The following is a 20,316-nucleotide window of genomic DNA, read 5'->3' on the forward strand; positions in this document are numbered from 1 at the left end:
GAATCGACAATATCGGCAACCCGCATGACTGGCTGTCCGTACAGATGGCTGGCTGTGAAAGCAATCGAGCTCCCCGATGGGGTATTCCCGTCTCTCCAATACGCATACCCCGTTCGGCCCCCACCGGTCATGCTACTGAAAGGAAATCAGATGCTCACTATCGATACTTGCTCCAGCGCTGACGTCGACAGGCTTCTCGGCCTGGCCGATCAATTTCTCGACGACTGGGCGGAGGACGCCGTTCAGGGAGGCAAACCGGATGAGGACTATGAACAGCGATCGACGGAGTGGAAGGTGATCCGCCCGCTCCTGGTATCGGCACCGACGATGTTCAAAGGGTTGAAGGAGATTGCCCGTATCCGTCAGAGTTCTTCCGATCCCGTGGCGATATGCTGTGCGGCCCTTGCACGAACTGCACTGGATGGGTTTTTGATCGCGGAGGGGACATGAAGCGGAAAGCAGAGCAGTCAAAGCAGAGTTCAACGAAGCATGCCGCCGAATCGTCATCTGCATTGCAGAACGCCGGTCAGGGCATCCTCTACGAGGAAGCCACGGGCAAGACCGTCGACTACATCCGCTATGCAGAACAGTCGAGAGGCTGGCCTGCGTTTGAAATCCGGTTCACAGACGGCACATTCCTCTTTATCGAACCTGTCCCGCGGGTTGAGTTTCGGGTTCGTCTTCTAAAGGCGAACAGAGGAAATGTCGGGACCATTCGAGACTATGGAATCACCGGGTAACAACGCACCTGAATTTCGTAAATCTCAACTCACGCTCCCGTAGGAGGCAAAGCTCACTACTCCAGCACTAGTTCATTTCACCCACCTCCCTCAAGGACAATCCATGAAACCCTCCAAGCTCTATGAAGCGCTTCATGCGCTCATTGGCGAGCGTGTGCCCCTGCATATCTGGGGACCATGCGGCGTCGGCAAATCACAGATCGTCGGCCAGGTCGCCGCCGACCTCGATTACAACTTCCTCGATGTACGTGCCGTGCAACTCGATCCGGTCGATCTGCGCGGTTTACCGCGCATTGCCTCAGACCAGACCGAATGGGTGCCCCCAAAGTTTTTGCCCACTAGCGGCAAGGGCATCCTGTTTCTCGATGAACTGACCGCCGCTCCGCAGATGACGCAGGCAGGCTGTTATCAGCTTGTGCTCGATCGCAAGTTTGGCGAGTACGTGTTGCCGGAGGGATGGGTCGTCATCGCCGCCGGCAATCCCGCCTCGGAGCGTGGCGTCCACTTTGCGATGCCGCGACCATTGCGTAATCGTTTCGTTCACCTTGAGCTTGAGCCTGACCTGGACGACTGGTGCAAGTGGGCGGTCAAGGCCCGCATGCGTCCTGAGATCATCGCCTTTCTGCGTTTCAAGCCGGACCTGCTGCATGCGGCCGACACGACGGCCGACGCCAACGCATGGCCCACTCCGCGATCATGGGAGATGGCCTCGAATGTCCTGTGTGGCGTCGCCAAACGTCGAAACGCGGTCCTGCTCTCGGGGACCAGCGAATTCGAGGCGCAGCTCCTCGACGGGACGGTAGGCGAAGGAGCGGCTTCAGAACTCATCGGGTTCCTCCGTCAGTTCCGTCAGTTGCCGTCCATCGACGAGATCCTTCTCAATCCTGCAACGGCTCGGGTCCCCACGGAGACCTCCGCGCAGATTGCCGTCGCCACGGCGCTCGGCCGCGTCATGACGGACAACTCCCTCGGAAGAGGACTTACCTATCTCGACCGCATGCCGACCGAGATGCGAGTCATGGCTGTCCGTGACGCGGCCGCACGAGACGTCGCCATTACCCATACGCCGGAGTTCATCCAGTTTGGCGTGGAATACCGGGAGGTACTGCAATGATTACCGAACGCGCTATGCTCGCGGCCGTCCACATCAGCATCTGGACGGCCGTCAAACACGACCGCAAGGTCAGCCGCGATGTCGCCGATCAGCACGGAGCACATCAGAGCGCCGGCCGCTACAACAAGCAACTCCTGCGCGGGGCAGACAAGTTGGACGAATTGCGAACCCTGGCGGGGCAGATCCGGCAGCACTTCTACAAAATCACGCTTCCTTGGTCTGACGAGGGCTTTCGCCTGTTGCCGTCGAACTTCTACTTCGACCTGATGGAACGGATGCGGGAGTTCGAGGCGAGCTTTGAGCAGGGAATCGAGAGCTTTCTTGCGGTTTACCCGCAGTACATCGATCAGGTGCGCCCGGAGTTAAACGGGCTCTTCCGGGAGGAAGACTATCCGTCCGCCGAGAAGCTGCGAACGAAGTTCGGTGTGAAGCTCGAGATCCTGCCCATACCCTCCGGCGCGGACTTCCGGGTGCAGATGTCGGCTGAGGAGCAGGCTCGTGTCTCGCGCGAGATCGATGCGAATGTACGCCAGTCGCTGGCTCGCGGCACCGAGGACCTGTGGAAGCGGCTGCGCGAAGTCGTCTCCCACATGGTGGATCGGCTGAACGAACCCGAGTCCCGCTTCCATGCGTCGCTGGTGACCAATGTCTTCGACCTGGTGGAGATTCTTCCGCGCCTCAATGTTCAGGGCGATGAGGACCTGAACCGATTTGCGGAACAAATCAAGCAGCGGCTCTGCACCTACTCGGCGCAGGACCTCAAGAAGCACGACCTCCTGCGCGTCACCACGGCGGCAGACGCGGCGAACATCGTGGCCCAGATGGACGGTCTCTTGCACGGCCGCGAAGCAAGCGAAGCGCCTCAGGTCGAGCCAATACCAAGCGTCGAAAGCATCCTCGACCATATGTCGGCCTACATGGGAGTGGCGGCATGAAGATGCAGACGACCATCGAACGACGCCTTCAGAAGGCGCGCACCACTCTGTTGCTCGACCATCCCTTCTTCGGCTCTCTCCTGTTCCGTTTGAAGGGACGGGAGAGCCGGTCGATCAAGACCATGGCCACCGACGGCATCTCTCTGTTCTATAATCCCGACTTCGTGGATACGCTCAATGCCGCAACCCTTTGCGGGGTCTTGGCGCATGAGGTCCTGCATCCGGGACTGCAGCATCATGTGCGCCGCTCCGGTCGAGACCCGAAGCGTTGGAACGAAGCCTGTGACTACGCCATCAACCCGATTCTCCTCGACGCCGGTCTCCACCTGCCGGAAGGGGTTCTGGTGGACGATCGTTTCCGCGAGATGAGCGCGGAACAGATTTACAACCAACTCCAGACCGAAGCAGAGCAAGAGCCCGGTGGTGCTGATGACACGAAGGAAGCCGGAGGAGATGGGGCCACTTCTCCTTTCCCAACTCCGGGTGAATCGGGTGAACTTTCAGCCCCGGTCACAGAAGGCGGCATTGGACAGGTCTTGGATGCGCCCGTCGCCGACGAGGAAACCCCGACGGCCGAGGAGCATGCCAGGGAGTGGAGCATCGCCGTCAGCCAGGCAATCACGCTTGCAAAACAGGCTGGCAAAGTTCCCGCGGGCATGGAGCGCTTCCTCGATGGGGCGGCCGAGGCAGCCGTCGACTGGCGGGAGTTGCTGCGCCGAGCGTGGTCCGAGACCACACCTGCGGACTACAGCTGGATGCGTCCCAACCGTCGCCACATCTGGACCGGGCTTTACCTGCCCGGAGTGGTGCGGGAAGGAGTAGGCGAGGTTGCGATCGCTGTCGATTGCTCCGGCTCGGTGAACTCGCGTCAGTTGCGCCTGTTCGAAGCAGAGGTTCGTTCAATCCTCGAAGGCCAACGTCCGCAACGCGTCTACGTTCTCTACTTTGACGCGGTTGTTCATAAGGTCGAGACATTCGAAGCCGGCCAAAGTGTTTCGCTCAACCCGGTTGGAGGCGGTGGCACGGAGTTTGGGCCCTGCTTCGAGTGGCTCGAAGAGCATGGTGTTCGGCCCCAGACTCTGGTGTTCCTGACCGATCTCTACGGATCATTCCCGGACTCGGAACCGGCATACCCGGTTCTTTGGGCATCCACCGGCGCCCGACGGGCGCCCTTCGGTCAGGTCGTTCCTATGCAGACGGCCTGACTGCATTCTCTCTCGACTCCGCCCCCTTGTTTCGATCATGCACTTCTCGAACCGGCCATTCTCTGCGTTTTAGGAGCTCCCAAATGACAAATATCGTTCGCATCTTCACGGATGGGTCAGCGATCGGCAATCGCGGTCCTGGCGGATGGGGCGCAGTCGTGATCGAGGGGAGCAAACGCAGGGAGATGTCCGGTGCGCTTCCCTGGGCCACGATCTCTGAGATGGAACTTCTCGCGGCGGTCGAAGCCCTACGCTCGATTCCACCCGGAACACGAGTTGAACTGCACTCCGATTCCGAACTCCTGATCCACGGGATGCGAGGTTTCGTCTTTCGGTGGCGCAGCCAGGGATGGAGAAACCGACGAGGTTCGCCACTCCACCATCGAGACCTCTGGACCCAGCTCATCGACTTGGATGTGCAGCTTCGCATTCGTTGGAAGTGGCTCCGAGGCCACAACGGACATCCTCTGCAATGCCGCGCCGACGCTCTCGCCTATAGCGCAGCCAGGAGCCTTGTAATTACCCAACGCCTCGCGGCGTGATCCGTCCTTTCACTTGCCCGTTTGCACGCTTGGAAATACCACTACTTCAACTGGAGACTTTCGCAATGACTTCGATGACTGAAAATTACTCGTTATTTGAAATTGATACCGAACTGGATGACATCCTCGAGCAGATCGAGGAGCAGGTCGAGACTGAGGGAGAACCCTCCGAAGAGCTGCTGTTACGCTTCCGGGAGTTTTGCGCCGCTCACGGAGAGAAGGTCGATCGGATCGGCCGCTTCGTGCGAATGATGGAAGCACGCGAACAATACTGCCGCGCGGAGGCGGTTCGGCTCGGCGAACGGGCTCGCTCGACAGCAAACAAGGTAGACAGAACCAAATCGATGGTCCTGTTCTACCTGATGAGCCGAGAGCTCCGAAAGATCGAGGGCCGGGAATTTACGTTCCGAGTTCAGAAGAACAGTCAGGATTCCGTTCGCATCCTCGATGAGTCGAGCTTGCCGACGGCTTACCGCAAGATCGAGGCACGAGTCGACGGGGTTCTCTGGGAAACGGTTCTCTCCTGTCTACCAGAAGAGCTGGAACGCGCGATGGCAGCTTGCGTTCACGAGACAAAGCCTGATACCGAAGCGATCAAGGCAGCTTCGATTCGTCAGGAGGAGGTCGCCGGAGCTGAAGTGCGCCGCGGCTCTCACCTGCGGGTGGCTTGAATCCTAAGAGATACGGAGATTCTGGTTCGAACCGATGACCTCTTCCACGCCATTCGGCAACATCGCGCAACTCATTGAAACTGCATGGTACCGACCGCACCCTACACCCACGCTACACACGGGATTTTTCCCTTATTGGACCCTTTCAGGGCTTTTGGAAAGACTTCAAACAAGAACGTGGGCGGCACACTTTACCGATCACATCGTTCGCGGGACCAGATAAGATTCGCACCTAACTTCGCTCAGGAAAGAACGGAACAGGCCCGTCAGCCGAGCGCGAAGTTCGCCCTTAAGTAGAGATCGCGCAAGGTGATTGCTGGCTAATCGAACAGCAGGCAGTCAGCGCAAGTTCACGCGACAGTCTGCTGTAGTCGTCAAGTGAAGCTCAAGATCCTCTCCGTCTGTCACTTGGCGTTTGGCAAGACCGACGACAAGCGCCGGAGGGACGATGCTACCCTGAATGTGTTCAGATATTGAACCTCAGCGGTGAAAACAATCAATGGCAAGAATAGAAGGTATCCGCATACGTAACTTCCGATCACTGCGTGACGTGACGCTCGGGAGAGTATTGAGTGTTCAGAAACCGGAACCTCTCACGCCGATGACTGCTGTGATCGGCAAGAATGGGGTAGGTAAAAGCACTCTCTTCGACGCTTTTGGTTTTTTGGCAGATTGCCTCAAGACGGGTGTAGAGGAGGCGTTTGATGCTCGAGGACGCGGTGGATTTGAGCGAGTAAGGTCCCAAGGAACACAGGGTCCAATTGAATTTGAGGTCTATTACAAGGAAGAAGGAAACGCACGGCCAATAACATATGAGCTCTCAATCGACAGAGATTCGTCGGGGCGGCCGTTTGTCCTAAAGGAGCGCCTTCGTCAGAGACGCAAGGGCCAAAAACACGGATGGCCGTTCTCCTTTCTCATTCTCAACGAGGGAAGAGGAATAGCTTGGAAGGGCGAAGAGGAAGGCCGCCAAATTGACGAGAGCAGTGAGCAGTTTGATCTCTCTCACCTGATCGAGACCATAGAAAAGAACGAGGACAAAGAAGAGAGCCGCGAAACAGAAGTTGTCGAACTCGACGATAAGCGCAAGCTTGGAATCGCAACGCTCGGTTCATTGAAACAGCACCCCCGCATCTCTGCTTTTCGTCGCTTCATTGAGGGCTGGTACTTGAGTTATTTCAGACCTGATGCTGCGCGCAGTCTGCCACTGGCGGGACCGCAGAAGCACCTCAACATCCACGGAGACAATCTCGGAAATGTAGTTCAATTCATGGAGCGGGAATATCCTAAGAAGTTTCGTACGATCCTTGATCGCATTGCGGAAAAGATCCCAGGTATTAAGAAAATTGATACCGAGAAGACTCCAGATGGACGACTTCTCCTGCGTTTTAACGATAAAGGCTTTGAAGATCCCTTCTATGCCCAGCAAATGTCAGACGGAACATTGAAAGTATTTGCATACCTACTGCTGTTAGAAGACCCTCTACCACCGCCATTTCTGTGCGTGGAAGAACCCGAAAACGGCTTGTACCACAAACTTCTAGAAGCTCTTGCGAAGGAGTTTCGAGATCATGCGTCCAACCAACGAGCCGGATCACAGGTATTTGTTACAACCCACCAGCCCTATTTTGTTGATGCTCTTTCCCCGAAAGAGGTCTGGGTATTGGAAAAAGGAGAGGACGGATTTTCTGTCCTTCGACGCGCCAGCGACGATTTGACGGTTGACAACATGGTTGAGCAAGGACTCCCTCTGGGCGGCCTCTGGTACAGCGATTATTTGGATGCGAGGTAACCGTGCATCTCGAAATCCTCGTTGAAGATGTCTCAGGAAAAAAAGCCTTAGAAATCCTAATTCCTAAGCTTATGAATGCAGAAGACACATTTCGCGTTCACGCTTATAAAGGCATCGGTCGCATTCCGAAGAACATGAGGGATACGGATGACGCGAACAAGCGAATTCTTCTCGACAATCTTCCAAAGCTTCTGAAGGGGTATGGCAGAACATTTGAGGGTTATCCTGCTACAACGCCTTCTGCAGTCATATTGGTGTGCGACCTGGATAGCAAATCCCTTGGCAGCTTTTTAGTCGAATTGAATGGGATTCTAAACGGCTGTCATCCTGCGCCTGTTACGCGCTTTTGTATAGCCATCGAGGAAGGCGAGGCGTGGCTTTTGGGTGATATTCCGGCGGTCAAGACAGCATATCCAAATGCAGATGACGAGATATTGGATTCATATGTGAATGACAGCATTTGCGGCACCTGGGAGACCCTCGCGAACGCCGTATACCAAGGTGGAGAAAAGGGATTATCGGCAAAGGGATGGCAAAGCGTAGGTGCCGAAAAATCCCAATGGGCAGAAAAGATCACGCCTCATATGGATATTGAAACCAACAATTCGCCCAGTTTTACTTTTTTTCGGGATACCGTGCGTACTTTAGTCAATTAGGGCATTTGGGCAAGCGCCCTTCGAAGGAGCACGCATCGAGCGCAAGCCGACGGCGAATTGGCAATTAGGGTTATTCGACGCCGGCGGTGCCTACTGCTCATGGAGCTAAGGATTGATGGCCATGTTGTGGGAGTGCTGTCCGGCCAGGCCATGACCTCTGATCTGTCCGGCCGCTACTCATCTTCGGATGATTCAAGCCCCGCAGCAAAATCAGGCATGGGCATCGGCTGAATCGACGCAAGCTGATAGTAGAGCCGGTGGAGCGGGCTGTCCGGTGCACAAGCCTCCATCAGCGGCCGCGCCCGCTCAACGATACCGGCGCCTATCGGAGGCATATTCGGGCTTACAGCATGGAACCCTCCCACAGAAACGCAATTGCTGACCAGAACCTGCATCGCGGTGTTGCCCCACTCTGCACTACGCAGCTCACTTACGGTTAGTAGGTGGAGCGCAAAGAACGGGTGAGAGAAGGCGAGGTTCTTCGGCGCATGGCAAAGCAGTGAGAGCGCTCTGCGGTACCTATCCATATCTTCAGAGTGAAGCCCTTCTGTAGGTTGTCAAAATAAGTGAAATCTTTGTCAGAAATAGTGAAATAGTTTGTCAGAAATAAATGAATTTCCTGTGCGTCGCTGGACGCATAAGCTTACAAACGGCCCATTCGAGAGTCTCGAATGGGCCGTTTGTGGTGTTCATTGGACACTCTCCTCCGCTTCGACTTCGCGCGCCTGCTTTCCCATCGCTTCCACTATGCCCTTGTAAGTGGAGTGCCCGGCTTGCTTTGTACCAGTGACTAAGAGACACACTGGAACGAGGAGAGCATATGGCACGAGGCAAGAGGTATCAGCCAGAGCAGGTGGTGAACCTGCTCCGTCAGATCGAAGTAGCAGTGGCGAACGGGAAGACGACAGCGCAGGCGTGCAAGGAAGCGGAGATTGTGGAGCAGACGTACTTCCGTTGGCGCAAGGAGTATGGCGGTCTGCAGGTGGATCAGGCGAAGCGGCTGAAGGAGCTTGAGCAGGAGAACGCGAAGCTGAAGCGGTTGGTCGCTGAGCTGAGCCTGGACAAGCTTGTGTTGAAGGACATCGCGGCGGGAAACTTCTAAGCCCTGAGCGACGGCGCAGTGCGGTCAGCCATGCCTGTGAGCATGGAGTCAGTGAGCGGCATGCGTGCCTGCTGTTGGGGCAGCCTCGAGGCACGCAACGCTACCGGCCGACACAGCGTGAAGACGAAGATGCTCTGACTCAGGCCATCGTTGCCCTTGCCAGCCAGTATGGCCGCTATGGGTATCGCCGGATCACGGCGCTACTCCAGCGAGCCGGCTGGCAGGTGGGCAAGGACCGAGTCGAACGCATCTGGCGTCGCGAAGGGCTGAAGGTGCCAAAGAAGCAGAAGCCAAGAGGACGGTTGTGGCTCAACGATGGCTCGTGCGTGCGGCTCAGGCCGACACATCCCAACCATGTGTGGAGCTACGACTTCGTGAGCGCGCGAACGCACGATGGCCGAAGTGTGCGCATCCTGAACCTGATCGATGAATCCACGCGGGAGTGTCTGATGATCCAGGCCGAACGGCGCTGGAGCAGCGCTAAGGTGATCGGCGCTCTGGCTGATGTCATGGTCTTGAAAGGAGTACCAGAACACGTACGTTCAGACAACGGTCCTGAGTTCGTCGCGAAGGATCTGCGCAAATGGCTTTCGGATACAGGAGCAAAGACACTGTATATCGAACCCGGCTCTCCCTGGGAAAACGGCTACTGTGAGAGCTTCAACTCGAAGCTGCGGGATGAGTTCCTCAACGGAGAGATCTTCTACTCCATCAAAGAGCTTCGCGTGCTGGCCGAACGCTGGCGCGTCCACTACAACACCGTCAGACCACACTCCTCGCTGGGATATACACCACCAGCTCCGGAAGCCTGGCTGACCGCAACGAGCAAGGGGCATGGAGAAGTGGAAACCGCTTCGCGCTTCCCACTTCTCCACACCCCAGACGGCGAATATCTGAACTCAGAGATAAACGCGCTACACTAACTCCTCACTGGTACAAAACATCGGGCAAGCCACGCGGGCTACCTCTTCTCCTTCGCTTGCCATGGTGGCAGATGTTCCGATGCAGATCGGCGGCTTAAGCCGGCAGAGCCGATCACGTACCCGCCGCACAAGCATTGCAACGTCGGCACCTTGTCGACCCCGATATGTGTGGAGTTCATCCAGAACAAGGAAATCTAATCCGTCAGCATTAGAAATTACCGTGCGATCTCGTTCACTCTGCCGCGTCATCAGCAGCTCAAGCATCATGAAGTTAGTCAGCAAGATGTCAGGTTTTGACTTTCGAATCAATTCGCGCTCGTCGTCGTTCTCTTGGCCGGTGTACCTGGCAAACGTTGGACGCAAATTGTCGGACAACCCCGATTGCTCGACGAACTTTTCAAGCTCCTTTAGCTGGCTGTTCGCCAGTGCATTCATTGGATAGATGACAATCGCTCTTGTTCTCGGCGGCTCCCCCGCAGCACGCGCTCGGATGGCGGAGTCAATGATTGGAATAAAGAAACAGAGCGATTTCCCGGAGCCAGTGCCGGTGGTGACGACGAAACTTTGGCCTGCTGTCGCTTTGGCGACGGATTGTGCCTGATGTCGAAACAGAGTGATGGGCTGACCATCTATCTGGAAAACGCGTGCTGTCTCAGGATGCAGGGTTCCTTCAGTTACAAGGTGCTGCACACTCGCTTCTCGTTCATAATGCGGATTGATGCTGATGAGCGGTTCCGGCCAGAAACGACCACTCGCATAAAGCGCGTCCACCTGGGTCCGGATGTCCTGGGCGCGGATCTGGGTGAAAGATCGCGCAAAGCGCTCGTAGTCGTTTACGAGAGCGCCGTCTAAATTGAATACATCCATATGCTTCTATTCACTCCCAGAGGACCAAGGTTACTGAAAATAAAGGGAATAAGCCAGCACTGCCTACGCGCAAAATTACAGAGCTCTTCGGACGCTCACGCGGCATCGCAAGGACAAGCTGCGGAGCTGATTGTAATTGTTGGGGTGCCAAGTTCGATAACACTAAACCAGGCCGCTTGAGGTTTGCCATTGCCAAAGCTGAAACTTGTGGTCAGCCGCGACGGAAAGCAAATTTCGATTAAAGTTCCCACCAGTTGGGATATGTAAGGAGTCGCCGAGAGAGATCTCAGGCTGGGACAGCGACCGGCCTTTGTCTGCCAACCTGCGTGCTCTCGAGTTGACGGATAAAAGACCTCACCAGCGCGCTCACAGCCTTCGATTGATTGTCTGATCGTGAGATCAGATAAGTCTTCAGCGAAAGCGAATCTTCCACAAGTGGGCGGACAGTCACACCATCACGCGCAATGCGAAGCGCGCCCGCCTTCACGACGAAGGCGATCCAGCTTCCTTCAGCCACACAGGGGAACGCTTCTTCTGGCGCCGTGACGTGTTGAATTCTCTGGGGCGCGATCCCTTTGGCCTCAGCCGTTGTCATCACGTTATCGTAGACCGTTGGATGTAACCGGCGTTCGAACAGAATCCAGCACCGATCTGCCAACTGCTCGAGAGTGACAGAGGCGTGTCGCGCCAGCACATCTTCTTCTGACATCGCGATATAGAAGGGCGCCTCTCCGATCTTGGCCGTTGTGAGCAACGGAGACTCAGGAGGTTCCGTCGCGATTCCCAGGTCCAGTCCTCCGGCGAGGATTTCATGGGCCAAATCGAACGAGTATTGGCTGGACAGTTCGATTCTCATGCGAGGGAACTTTGCCTGTTGAACGGAAATCAACGTGGAGGACAGAAAGGGATCGGCATAAGGCGATCTACCAACATGAAGGACGAGGTCCGCATCCTGCATCGCGGCGCGGGCCGCCTTGAACGCTCGGTCACCATAAAGAAGCGCGATGCGGGCCTTTTCGACATAGGCGCGGCCGGCCTTATTCAGTTGTACTTTTTTTCGATCTCGGTCGAAGAGTCGTCCGCCCAGCTTCGCTTCGAGCTCTGCGATATTCCGCGAGATCACCGGTTGGCTGACGTGCATCTTTTGTGCCGCCAGAGTGAAGTTCAGTTCTTCCGATAGCACAATGACCGACTCCATATACTTCGTTTCGTTGCGTGCCATAACCCCGCTCCTATTGCTGCTCGACGGTTTGTGGGATGGGAGGAAACTGGCTGCTTTGTCAGGGCTAATTACTATGTGAAACAACCTGGGGATTCTCGACAAAGTCTTGCGCGATACATGGCAAACAACGGATCTAAACTGCGGTTTGCTCAGAGACAAAGGCCATCCCATCGCCGGATGCCCATGTGTTTTAGACGCAGTTAAATGGTTCTCGGACGCGAAAGATAGATTCAGGAGAGAACTCTTATTCCTTTTCGATATAACAGACCTTCAATTCTGTATTGGACTTCGCTGTGCAAATGGCGAATCGTAATTGCATAGAGTGCGATAAGGTCTGCCTGCCACAGAATCAGCCTTTCCCCGGTGTTCGATCAGGGCATTCGGTCGCAGCATGATCGTTCGGCCTCCCGGCCGGCACTCGCTGGAGAACCTTCATGTCGGAACACCGCGCCTTCGTGGGTCATACCCCTTCCAAATCCGCAACCATTGCGGGAATCTTCAACTCTCGGCAATTCCTGACCGCCTTGTTGCCGGTGGTTTCAGCGATGTAGACCTCTATGGCAACCCTTCCCCATTCCGCCGAGAGTTTCCCCGACTGGAGCATGAAAGCTAAGGAGATGGCTGCTGAGGCGAAGGTCCTCTCCGGCAGCAAACTTGAGCAGCTCGTCGTTCGCATTCAACGGCACACGGGGCGTCCGAAAGAGACCTGTTGGCGGTTCGTCATCCAGTACGGCATCAAAAACAAGCCGGAATACCGACGATGGACCGATCCGGAGTTGGATCTCGTTCGTGAGGAATTGGTCAAGGGAACCGTGGAGCAGGTCGCCAAGAAGCTCAATCGAACCCCCAAGGCGATTCGCAACATGCTCCGCAGAAACCACCTGAGCCTGCGGGACATTCGGTGCGATCTCTTCTCCGTGGAGAGCCTGGCTACCGTTCTTCGCGTTCGCAAGAGCGAGGTTGTCCACTGGATTGAACAAGGGTGGCTCGAGGCGACAGTCGGTTGCCGAGGGAAGCGGCATTTCTACATCATCACGCCGGAGGCGCTGACGAAGCTCTACAAGGAGCATCGACAGGACCTTCTAAGACGCGGGATTCGCAATCAGGCGCTCTTCGAGGCTTATCTCCAATATTGCTTCTCACCGAAGCACACGACCGGAGAACAACTGCTAGATGTTCGTCGTGACAAGCGAGAGCGAGCAGCTTTTGCCGCAGTGACTGCGGTGGGCAACGATCCCATCGAAGACCAGGAGGAGGAAGATGATCAGGACGAAGAGGAATTTGGGCCGAGTCTTCTCGATCTGCAAGAGTTGGATGAATCCACCGAAGACTGAAGAGACTGCCGCAAACGATGCATGTCCTTGTTGCGGAGCACGCGTCTATGCGCCTCGGACGACGACGAAGGATATTGCTATTAGCATCCTCTGCTCAATACTCCTGCTGGCGACTGCGATCCCGGCCGCGTGGGCCACGGAGCAATGGATGGAGCGAGAGTGGCAGAAGGTCGTCAATCACATGATGATTTGGCGGGAGCCGACCGAAAGCTGGAATCAGTAGCTGGCATACAGCAGTTGATCCGAACTCACTATGCTCCTCGTTGTCCTGTGCTAACCGATTGCAGAGTTAGTGAAAATCATGCGAACTCAGGACCAATCCGCTACCGGATAGCTGGGTGATTCGTTTCGCTTGGATGTGGACCACATTCTCTTCGCCATCGAGCTTTCCTTCGACCAGGAAGAATTTGCAGCGTTTGACGATGGGCTTATTGTTTTCGAAGAAATCCTTGCTCACAATGATGCTGAAGACTACCGTCGCATCCGCCGCTCGTCCTTTCAACGTGAGGCTGCCACGAATGAAAACAGATGTTCCCGCTACTCATCGAGGGGTTGCCTTGGGACGATCTGGAGGTCAATCTGGCCGGACCATTCACATCTGGGACACTTTGTTATTCCGGTGGTGGTCTCATGGAGATCTAATTTCGCCAAATTGTGCTCATACCCACATTTGGCGCACTTGTGGACACTTTCCCAATATCTCTTCTCGTTCGTCTCTGGTGTATATGGACTCATCTGAGGTCTGACAGTAATGGGAGGATGTTTCGATCATGATGTCGATCCTTTGCGCTTGACATCAGGGAATCCGGTGCTAGTTGCTGCTCATGGAATTTCATTTGCCCTCGCTACTATCCAATCATTCTCGGCGTGGAAAGCAGTCATAAAGCCGCCTAGTGGCGTGTCGGTGTCAACTTAGTGGCGGAGACGAGACGAGCGATGTTCGAACCATTTCTGATTTACAAAGGTGAGTTTACCATCGTCATCTGACGTCCAGACGGGATGAGGTAAGGCATTGATTAGTTGTAAAAATCGTGCCTCGCCGAGTTGCACGGCTTCTTCCGCACGTTTCAGACTGATGGTCATGATCGCCCCGCGAAACTCTGTGGCCGATTCGACCTCAACTTCAGTCCAGGGCTTGCTTCTACCTCGAACACGGGGAGTTCCTTCCTAAAACTTATATCCCGCCCACAGAGCCCAATAGTTCAGGTTGCGGCCAGGTTGCGTCTCCTTCAAGAATCTGCCCGCGTAAAAGATTCCATAGTCAGCTTGTAACCATAGATGTCGGTCAACCTGCCATCGCAACTCCGTGCCCGGCCTGTGTCCGACAAATCGCGCCTGGCTATTGCCCGCGGGCCGGATCAGAGATCCCGGGACCGAGTAGACTCCGTCCAGGACATTTTCCCGCCACTGAAAAATCCAGTCGACCGATGCGGTCAGCTTGTGCGGCAATGTTGTTTCGACATGCGGATGAACATCGATGAAGTTAATCGGACCGGGTCCCGTTGTGGCCAGGACTCCAAAGTAGTTTCCCTTCGGAAATAGGGGATTGAAGGTTCCCAAGGTTTTTGAACCTGGATTATCGCCGCTCGAGATGTCTGCCTTTGTGCTGAACCGAGGCTTCAGTGGAACCGTGGGAAATCGATAGCCCGTTTCGGACGCGACCGTCCATGCCCGGATGTTCCCTGAGCCGAACGTGCCGAACTGCCAGAGGCCTTCGTAATCGAAGTCCAGTCCGGACCGTTCTGTTGCAACGGGGCGCGAAATTCTCGCACCCAAGGTGTGGCGCACCTCCTGAGCCGTGCCTCGTTCGAAAGTCGCCTGCCTGCGGTCCAAACCCAAGTAATAGACGTCCAGGGACATTTTGCGAGGCAAGGGCCGAGTGGCGTATACGCCCCAGAAGCCAACGGCGTGATTTGGTGCGTTGTCAAAGAACCCGGGATTGTCCAGATCAGGACGAAAAGCGAATCCGTCGATTTGCCAGGAGTCGATCTTACTTTTGATCATGAAGCCGTCAAAGCTCAGCCGAACATTCGGACCTTCCCGCACATCAATCAAACGCCCGGAGCCGTACTCGAGTTCTTGCCTGCCAACACGGAGTGCGACGGAGTTCGTACCTTTGGAAGTGCTAAGTTCGAGAAATCCGGCCTGGAAGTCGAGCTTCTTTTCATCGATGGGCCGCGGGCCACCTATGCGGTATGAATTCAAGCCACTCTTGAACTCAACGAACGAGCGCACATGTTTTCCGTAGTGAGCGTCAAACGAAAGCATGTATCGTTCGTTCAGATATCCGTTCATGTAGGGCTGCTGTCCCCAGTTGTCGTTGCCGATCTGCTCCCAGACCTCTCGAGCCTCACCTCCGACGGTGAGATACCAATCGTCCGCGTGGTTTCGCAAAGGGACGTACTTAATCGGATCCCAGAAGTCTTGCCGGAGAGCGCGATCGCGCAGGAAGGTCCAGTCCTCGTCGTTGCGCAGAAGCTGGTAACTGCGATCCGGGACGGGTTGATCTGCGGCCTTATCCGACTGAGCATGAGCAGTCAACACGGTCACGAGAAACGCCACCAAAATTCGCAAGATTCGCATCGATTTCATTTCTTCAATCAGTAACTTCTTCAACCCTGGCTGAGGGCTTTGTCGATCTTTCGCGAGCGCCGAACTAATTGCTCACGGGGGAGTGGACCTCGGCAATATACCCGCCGGGGAATTGCACCAAGGCTGCTGCGCGATGGTCGATGGTGTAGGGAGGGACCAGAATCTCTACGCCGGCTGCTTTAGCCTTGGCAAGGGTATCCGCGAGGTTTGCGACCTCATAGCCGGTCGTCTCGCGCCCGTAGGGATAGGGAAGGTGACCATCCGTTACGAGCACCGTCAACTTGCCGAAGCTCGATTCGATCCGGATTCTGCGATAGATGTCCTTCGGCCGTCCGATCTCGACGCCAGGCGCATGCGGGTCGTCGGAGATCACTTTGCCGTGAGAGAAGGCCAGGAAGCCCCGACGAAACGCCTCCACTTTGTTGGTGGACACATAGACCCGGTTTTCCGGAATCGTCTGGAGCGCCTTGTAGGACGGAGCCGTGGTATGCCAGTACAGTTGCATATTCACGCCACCCGGCCATTGGATGACGACATCGCGTCCGATCGGATCGTTAAATGGGCTGACGAGCACATCTGCTCCATCTTCGACCGCAGTTCGGGTCGTTCCATCCAGGTCTGTCACCAGATAACCCGTTCGCTCCGCCCCGAATGGATAGGGTACTGGCGTCTTGAAACCGAACACCGATAAGGTTCCCACCGGTGTCAACACCAGTTGCGACATCGTGCTGCTCGGAGTTGGTGTCACGGTAAAGACGCCTTGCTTCGTGGCCGTGCCCCCAAAGGTTGCAAGAAGACTGGCCACGAAGCGATCGAAATCCTCTGGTGAGACGTAGACGTGAGTTGTGTCGTATTGCGGCGCCACGCCCGAGTTTGGCGTTGACGTTGAAGCGTGGACGACCGGAAGCGTGGTTCCTGGCAGCCGTGAAAGACACGGGCTTCCAACGATCAGGAGGGCGCCGACGGTGGTCACGGCAAAGTATCTGGTAATACGCATTGAAATCTCCTTTTACTGTGGACCGGTATTTTAGATCTGATTTCCTGCCGGATGTCCGATTGTGCCGCATAGCCTATGGGTCAATACCTTTCGGCGATACTGAAGTAGCGATCTCAGCCACGCCGCGGCTGCTGCTCCGACCAATGGAGCCACCAGGTACACCCATAGGAATTTCGTTTGCCCCGAAACGACAGCGGGCCCAAACTGGCGGGCGGGGTTCAGACTGCCTCCTGTCGCTGTTCCCAGCACCGCAATCCCGATCCCCACCAGAGCGCCGACGATCCAAGGCACGAACGGTGTCAGTCGTTGTACCGCGAGGCAGAGTCCGACAAGGAACACGATGACCGCCATGCCGAAGGCCTCGGTTGCGAATAGTTCCCAGGTCGACCACCCCGGTCCTGGCTGGAGCGCGGCATATACTACCGGCGGCTCCGCCACAACATTGCCCCACACGCTGCGAGCAGCGACGACCCCAAAGACGGAACCGAGTAATTGGGCGATGGCGTAGGGAATGACCCCTGCTCCGGGGAAGACTCCGAAGTGCCACATGGCCAGCGAGATTGCCGGATTCGTGTGCCCCCCGGAGGCCCTTCCCGGGGGGCTGAGAATCAACCCGGCAAGCAAAAAGGCGACAGCCGCACCCACGATCCAGAGCTCCGCATGGATCCCCGGGATCGTCCGTGAGATGGGCGACGGTCCAATCACCCACCTCACGATACTGACCACGCCGAAAAGCAGAACAGAGGTGAGGATCAGCTCAAACGCGCTGTCTCGCGCCAGTCGAGCAAAGCTTACGCGCTCCTGGTTGCTGGGCAGTCCTTGAGATTGATCCAATTGCCTATCCTTTCCATTGGAGTTAAGGGCTTCAACCGTGGAATTAGAAAGCGAAGCAATCGCAGCCTAGACTCCAAAGTCCTTTGTCGCCCAAGATCCATTGGTGCGTCTTATGAGCGGCGGAATGCTTGCCATCGTGCAACGACATCGCGTGGCTCGCTGTAGCCCCGACGGTTAACTGTTCCTTGCTTTGCGCATATCCACCGTATTCCTTGACAGGGGACCAGTCCGGACTCACGGGCAGTTCTGGAGGCGCCATGCTTGAGAATTCGCCCGTAGCGTAGACTACCTTGCCATCGACAAGAGTCAGCATCGACTCCAGGTTCTTGATCTCCTCTTCAGGAATGGAGAAGTAGTCCGAAGAGAGGATCGCCAGGTCGGCAAACTGACCTTGTGCCAGCGATCCTTTCTTGCCGTCTTCCGTAGAAAACCAGCTGCTCCCGACGGTATAAAGCTCGAGCGCCTTCGCGCGGTCCAAGCGGTTTTTGTCTGAATATAAGCTCAGCCCGCCGATCGTCTTCCCGGTCACCAGCCAGTAAAGAGAAAGGAAGGGGTTATAGCTCGAGACGCGTGTGGCGTCTGTGCCAGCTCCTACCGGAACTCCCATCTCCAACATCCTTTGGATTGGAGGCGTGCGCTTCGCCTGCTGCGCGCCATAACGCTCGACAAAATATTCGCCCTGAAAGGCCATCCTGTTCTGAACGGCAATACCACCACCAAGTGATTTGATTCGCTCAATATTCCGGTCGGAGATCGTCTCGCAGTGATCAAAAAACCAGTGCAGTCCGTCAAACGGAATCTCGCGGTTGACCTCTTCGTAGACATTCAAGGCCCGCGAGATTGTTTCGTCGTATGTGGCGTGCATGCGGAACGGCCATCGGTTTTCCGCAAGGTGATGAATCACCGCCTTCAACTCGCTCTCCATGACAGGCGCCATGTCCGGCCGAGGTTGAAGGAAGTCTTCGAAGTCGGCGGCAGAGAAGACCAGCATCTCTCCTGCACCGTTCATGCGATAGAAGTCATCGCCTTCGCCAGGCTTGGTCATCTTCGTCCAATTTTGGAAGTCGTCAAGCTCCTTCTTTGGTTTCTGAGTGAAAAGGTTGTAGGCCAGGCGAATTGAAAGTTCACCATTCTTATGGAGTTCGTTCACAACTCCATAATCGTCAGGGTAGTTCTGAAAACCACCACCCGCATCGATTGCGCTGGTGATGCCGAAACGATTCAATTCTCTGAAAAAGAGACGCGACGAGTTGAGCTGGTCTCCCCGCGACAGTCTGGGCCCTTTCGCCAGGGTCGAGTAGAGAATATTTGCGTTCGGTTTCGCCAACAGAAGACCCGTGGGATTACCCTGCTTGTCGCGCTGAATCTCGCCACCGGGAGGATTCGGGGTGTCTTTTGTGTAGCCTACTGCGCGCAACGCTGCCCGGTTGAGCATTACGCGGTCGTACAAGTGCATGACGAAAACAGGGGTGTCCGGGGACACAGAGTTTATTTCGTCCAGTGTCGGCATGCGACGCTCGGCAAACTGAAACTCCGTCCACCCGCCGACAACCCGCACCCACTGAGGCGCAGGTGTTCGAGCCGCTTGCTCCTTAAGCATTCGCAGCGCATCGGCGAGCGATGGCACCCCATCCCAACGCAACTCCAGGTTGAAATGGAGCCCACCGCGGATCGGATGCATATGGGAGTCGTTGAGACCGGGGATGACTGTTCTCCGGTTTCCATCAATGACTGTCGTCATTGGGCCGCGCAGCCGAAGAATCTCCTCGTCTGTTCCGGTGGCGCTGATTATTCCGGCGGTGATGGCAACCGCTTCGACAAACGCTGGCACTCGATTTGTCGCGATCTTCGCGTTGTGAAGTATTGTGTCAACTGCCATAGAGTTCTCCTTAGTAGCAAAGCGCTATTGTTCAGAGGGCAGGGGTCCCCCTGCCCTCCACAAGCCCTATTTGTGTGCGAGTTCCGCCGTGGGGACCACATATTCTGGAAACTTCGTAGCGGGAGCGCCGTGAACCATCGTGTAGGCATATTCGACGCCGATGCCATAAGCGCCATAGTGAGTCTTCGCGAGGTCCATTACGGCGTCGTACGTATCCTTGTTTGCCCAGTCGCGCTGCCATTCCAGGGTCACAGAAAGGGCCGTCAGCGGTTTTGCTCCCGCCTGGAAGACACGACGCATCGCATTGTCGTGTGCGAGTTGGCTCACGTCGCCGCAGCAGTCTTCGACTACGTAAACCTCGTAGCCATCGTGAATCGCCTGCACGGTTGGAAGAGCCACACAAGTCTCCGTCCATAGCCCGGCCAGCACAATCTTCTTGCGCCCTGTCTTCTCGATTGCGGCAACGAAGTTCTTGTCGTCCCAGGCATTCATGGACGAACGCTCGATCGGTTCCTGGCCCGGGAATACGGCTCGGATCTGTGGCCACAGGTTCCCGCTGAAGCCCTTCGACTCGACCGTCGTCAGCACCACCGGCACGTCGAATACTCGCGCTGCTTTTCCTAACGCGACAGTACAGTTAATGATCGACTGGCGATCAAAGTTACTCGTTCCGAACATCATTTGCGGTTGGTGATCGATCAGCACCACGACGCAGTTGTCTGGTGTGAGAAGTCCTTTTTCGCTACGCTTCGATGTTCCGTTGTTTTGACCCATATTCATTCCTCCGTTGCTATAGTTGCGTTTGAAAAATCTCGTTTGCCTCGGGCTGATCGGTGGCCGATGGAAGCCCGTCATTTTTTGGTGCCTTTTCGAGCCGAGAAGAGAGAACAGAGTCTGCTCGACAGCACTTA

General features: G+C 55.9%; 22 protein-coding genes. 12 read left to right on the plus strand and 10 right to left on the minus strand.

Translation table 11 applies throughout. The annotated features are described in order from the left end of the window. The first annotated feature begins 150 nt into the window (after positions 1-150). The 9 genes from BDD14_RS28030 (at position 151) to BDD14_RS28070 (ending at position 7,655) form a co-directional block, all read left to right on the plus strand. Positions 151-450 (plus strand): hypothetical protein, encoded by a 300-nt coding sequence (locus BDD14_RS28030; protein WP_130424376.1) that lies wholly within the window; start codon positions 151-153, stop codon positions 448-450. Beyond that, positions 447-740 carry a hypothetical protein gene (locus BDD14_RS28035; RefSeq protein WP_130424378.1) on the plus strand — a complete coding sequence of 98 codons (294 nt, stop codon included), beginning with the start codon at positions 447-449 and terminating at the stop codon, positions 738-740. Before BDD14_RS28030 ends, BDD14_RS28035 begins: the two co-directional genes overlap by 4 nt. Before the next feature lie 103 nt (positions 741-843). Then, positions 844-1,854, plus strand: coding sequence for an AAA family ATPase (locus BDD14_RS28040; protein ID WP_130424380.1), 1,011 nt, complete (start codon positions 844-846; stop codon positions 1,852-1,854). Further along, positions 1,851-2,789 carry a hypothetical protein gene (locus tag BDD14_RS28045; RefSeq protein WP_130424382.1) on the plus strand — a complete coding sequence of 313 codons (939 nt, stop codon included), beginning with the start codon at positions 1,851-1,853 and terminating at the stop codon, positions 2,787-2,789. The genes BDD14_RS28040 and BDD14_RS28045 overlap by 4 nt, the downstream gene beginning before the upstream one ends. Then, positions 2,786-3,994: a vWA domain-containing protein gene (locus tag BDD14_RS28050; protein WP_130424384.1), complete on the plus strand. Its 1,209-nt coding sequence runs from the start codon at positions 2,786-2,788 to the stop codon at positions 3,992-3,994. The genes BDD14_RS28045 and BDD14_RS28050 overlap by 4 nt, the downstream gene beginning before the upstream one ends. An 83-nt stretch (positions 3,995-4,077) precedes the next feature. Beyond that, positions 4,078-4,536, plus strand: coding sequence for a ribonuclease H family protein (locus BDD14_RS28055; protein ID WP_130424386.1), 459 nt, complete (start codon positions 4,078-4,080; stop codon positions 4,534-4,536). A gap of 65 nt (positions 4,537-4,601) precedes the next feature. Then, positions 4,602-5,207 carry a siphovirus Gp157 family protein gene (locus BDD14_RS28060; RefSeq protein WP_130424388.1) on the plus strand — a complete coding sequence of 202 codons (606 nt, stop codon included), beginning with the start codon at positions 4,602-4,604 and terminating at the stop codon, positions 5,205-5,207. A 499-nt stretch (positions 5,208-5,706) separates the two neighbouring features. Continuing rightward, positions 5,707-6,999, plus strand: coding sequence for an AAA family ATPase (locus BDD14_RS28065; protein ID WP_130424390.1), 1,293 nt, complete (start codon positions 5,707-5,709; stop codon positions 6,997-6,999). Positions 7,000-7,001: 2 nt separating this feature from the next. Then, a complete protein-coding gene (locus BDD14_RS28070; RefSeq protein WP_130424392.1) occupies positions 7,002-7,655 on the plus strand; it encodes a hypothetical protein in 654 nt (217 codons plus the stop codon). A gap of 173 nt (positions 7,656-7,828) precedes the next feature. Here the strand turns inward: BDD14_RS28070 and BDD14_RS28075 are convergent, their stop codons facing one another. Further along, positions 7,829-8,182 (minus strand): hypothetical protein, encoded by a 354-nt coding sequence (locus BDD14_RS28075; RefSeq protein WP_130424394.1) that lies wholly within the window; start codon positions 8,180-8,182, stop codon positions 7,829-7,831. A gap of 293 nt (positions 8,183-8,475) precedes the next feature. Between BDD14_RS28075 and BDD14_RS28080 the strand changes: the two genes are divergently transcribed. Continuing rightward, positions 8,476-9,680, plus strand: a protein-coding gene (locus tag BDD14_RS28080) for an IS3 family transposase (protein ID WP_130424396.1) whose coding sequence is annotated in 2 segments (ribosomal slippage) — positions 8,476-8,743 and positions 8,743-9,680 — 1,206 coding nt in all. Because the reading frame shifts where the segments join, the coding sequence is not laid out codon by codon here. Here the strand turns inward: BDD14_RS28080 and BDD14_RS28085 are convergent. Both BDD14_RS28085 and BDD14_RS28090 read right to left on the minus strand, forming a co-directional pair. Further along, complete coding sequence (locus BDD14_RS28085; RefSeq protein WP_130424398.1) at positions 9,672-10,547, minus strand: DEAD/DEAH box helicase; 876 nt, start codon at positions 10,545-10,547, stop codon at positions 9,672-9,674. The genes BDD14_RS28080 and BDD14_RS28085 overlap by 9 nt on opposite strands. 286 nt (positions 10,548-10,833) lie before the next feature. Beyond that, a complete protein-coding gene (locus tag BDD14_RS28090) occupies positions 10,834-11,769 on the minus strand; it encodes a LysR family transcriptional regulator (protein ID WP_165420361.1) in 936 nt (311 codons plus the stop codon). Positions 11,770-12,326: 557 nt separating this feature from the next. On the opposite strand from BDD14_RS28090, the gene BDD14_RS28095 reads away from it, so the two are divergent. Continuing rightward, positions 12,327-13,103: a hypothetical protein gene (locus BDD14_RS28095; protein ID WP_130424402.1), complete on the plus strand. Its 777-nt coding sequence runs from the start codon at positions 12,327-12,329 to the stop codon at positions 13,101-13,103. Further along, a complete protein-coding gene (locus BDD14_RS28100; protein ID WP_130424404.1) occupies positions 13,084-13,326 on the plus strand; it encodes a hypothetical protein in 243 nt (80 codons plus the stop codon). Before BDD14_RS28095 ends, BDD14_RS28100 begins: the two co-directional genes overlap by 20 nt. Before the next feature lie 66 nt (positions 13,327-13,392). Here the strand turns inward: BDD14_RS28100 and BDD14_RS28105 are convergent, their stop codons facing one another. The 7 genes from BDD14_RS28105 to BDD14_RS28135 all read right to left on the minus strand — a co-directional run bounded on the left by BDD14_RS28105 (position 13,393) and on the right by BDD14_RS28135 (position 20,185). Further along, positions 13,393-13,605 carry a single stranded DNA-binding domain-containing protein gene (locus BDD14_RS28105; RefSeq protein WP_130424406.1) on the minus strand — a complete coding sequence of 71 codons (213 nt, stop codon included), beginning with the start codon at positions 13,603-13,605 and terminating at the stop codon, positions 13,393-13,395. A gap of 410 nt (positions 13,606-14,015) precedes the next feature. Beyond that, positions 14,016-14,186 carry a PAS domain-containing protein gene (locus tag BDD14_RS33905; protein ID WP_341273336.1) on the minus strand — a complete coding sequence of 57 codons (171 nt, stop codon included), beginning with the start codon at positions 14,184-14,186 and terminating at the stop codon, positions 14,016-14,018. An 84-nt stretch (positions 14,187-14,270) separates the two neighbouring features. Beyond that, positions 14,271-15,686 carry an alginate export family protein gene (locus BDD14_RS28115; RefSeq protein WP_130424408.1) on the minus strand — a complete coding sequence of 472 codons (1,416 nt, stop codon included), beginning with the start codon at positions 15,684-15,686 and terminating at the stop codon, positions 14,271-14,273. Positions 15,687-15,759: 73 nt separating this feature from the next. Continuing rightward, the gene (locus tag BDD14_RS28120; protein ID WP_130424410.1) at positions 15,760-16,692 is read right to left on the minus strand and encodes a VOC family protein; all 933 of its coding nucleotides are present in this window, start codon (positions 16,690-16,692) and stop codon (positions 15,760-15,762) included. A gap of 30 nt (positions 16,693-16,722) precedes the next feature. Further along, positions 16,723-17,526: an MIP/aquaporin family protein gene (locus BDD14_RS28125; protein WP_165420362.1), complete on the minus strand. Its 804-nt coding sequence runs from the start codon at positions 17,524-17,526 to the stop codon at positions 16,723-16,725. A gap of 43 nt (positions 17,527-17,569) precedes the next feature. Next, on the minus strand, positions 17,570-19,405 hold the full coding sequence (locus tag BDD14_RS28130; RefSeq protein WP_130424414.1) for an amidohydrolase: 1,836 nt from the start codon (positions 19,403-19,405) through the stop codon (positions 17,570-17,572). A gap of 66 nt (positions 19,406-19,471) precedes the next feature. Beyond that, a complete protein-coding gene (locus tag BDD14_RS28135; protein ID WP_207231918.1) occupies positions 19,472-20,185 on the minus strand; it encodes a hydrolase in 714 nt (237 codons plus the stop codon). Between the last annotated feature and the right edge of the window lie 131 nt (positions 20,186-20,316).

Source organism: Edaphobacter modestus (genome assembly GCF_004217555.1).
In the GTDB taxonomy this organism is placed as follows: Bacteria; Acidobacteriota; Terriglobia; order Terriglobales; family Acidobacteriaceae; genus Edaphobacter; species Edaphobacter modestus.

Coding starts and splice junctions, on each gene's coding strand:
- BDD14_RS28035 (WP_130424378.1), top strand. CDS start 447: ATGAAGCGGAAAGCAGAGCAGTCAAAGCAGAGTTCAACGAAGCATGCC.
- BDD14_RS28030 (WP_130424376.1), top strand. CDS start 151: ATGCTCACTATCGATACTTGCTCCAGCGCTGACGTCGACAGGCTTCTC.
- BDD14_RS28075 (WP_130424394.1), bottom strand. CDS start 8,182: ATGGATAGGTACCGCAGAGCGCTCTCACTGCTTTGCCATGCGCCGAAG.
- BDD14_RS28040 (WP_130424380.1), top strand. CDS start 844: ATGAAACCCTCCAAGCTCTATGAAGCGCTTCATGCGCTCATTGGCGAG.
- BDD14_RS28085 (WP_130424398.1), bottom strand. CDS start 10,547: ATGGATGTATTCAATTTAGACGGCGCTCTCGTAAACGACTACGAGCGC.
- BDD14_RS28065 (WP_130424390.1), top strand. CDS start 5,707: ATGGCAAGAATAGAAGGTATCCGCATACGTAACTTCCGATCACTGCGT.
- BDD14_RS33905 (WP_341273336.1), bottom strand. CDS start 14,186: ATGACCATCAGTCTGAAACGTGCGGAAGAAGCCGTGCAACTCGGCGAG.
- BDD14_RS28050 (WP_130424384.1), top strand. CDS start 2,786: ATGAAGATGCAGACGACCATCGAACGACGCCTTCAGAAGGCGCGCACC.
- BDD14_RS28060 (WP_130424388.1), top strand. CDS start 4,602: ATGACTTCGATGACTGAAAATTACTCGTTATTTGAAATTGATACCGAA.
- BDD14_RS28095 (WP_130424402.1), top strand. CDS start 12,327: ATGGCAACCCTTCCCCATTCCGCCGAGAGTTTCCCCGACTGGAGCATG.
- BDD14_RS28045 (WP_130424382.1), top strand. CDS start 1,851: ATGATTACCGAACGCGCTATGCTCGCGGCCGTCCACATCAGCATCTGG.
- BDD14_RS28120 (WP_130424410.1), bottom strand. CDS start 16,692: ATGCGTATTACCAGATACTTTGCCGTGACCACCGTCGGCGCCCTCCTG.
- BDD14_RS28055 (WP_130424386.1), top strand. CDS start 4,078: ATGACAAATATCGTTCGCATCTTCACGGATGGGTCAGCGATCGGCAAT.
- BDD14_RS28115 (WP_130424408.1), bottom strand. CDS start 15,686: ATGCGAATCTTGCGAATTTTGGTGGCGTTTCTCGTGACCGTGTTGACT.
- BDD14_RS28135 (WP_207231918.1), bottom strand. CDS start 20,185: ATGAATATGGGTCAAAACAACGGAACATCGAAGCGTAGCGAAAAAGGA.
- BDD14_RS28100 (WP_130424404.1), top strand. CDS start 13,084: ATGAATCCACCGAAGACTGAAGAGACTGCCGCAAACGATGCATGTCCT.
- BDD14_RS28130 (WP_130424414.1), bottom strand. CDS start 19,405: ATGGCAGTTGACACAATACTTCACAACGCGAAGATCGCGACAAATCGA.
- BDD14_RS28090 (WP_165420361.1), bottom strand. CDS start 11,769: ATGGCACGCAACGAAACGAAGTATATGGAGTCGGTCATTGTGCTATCG.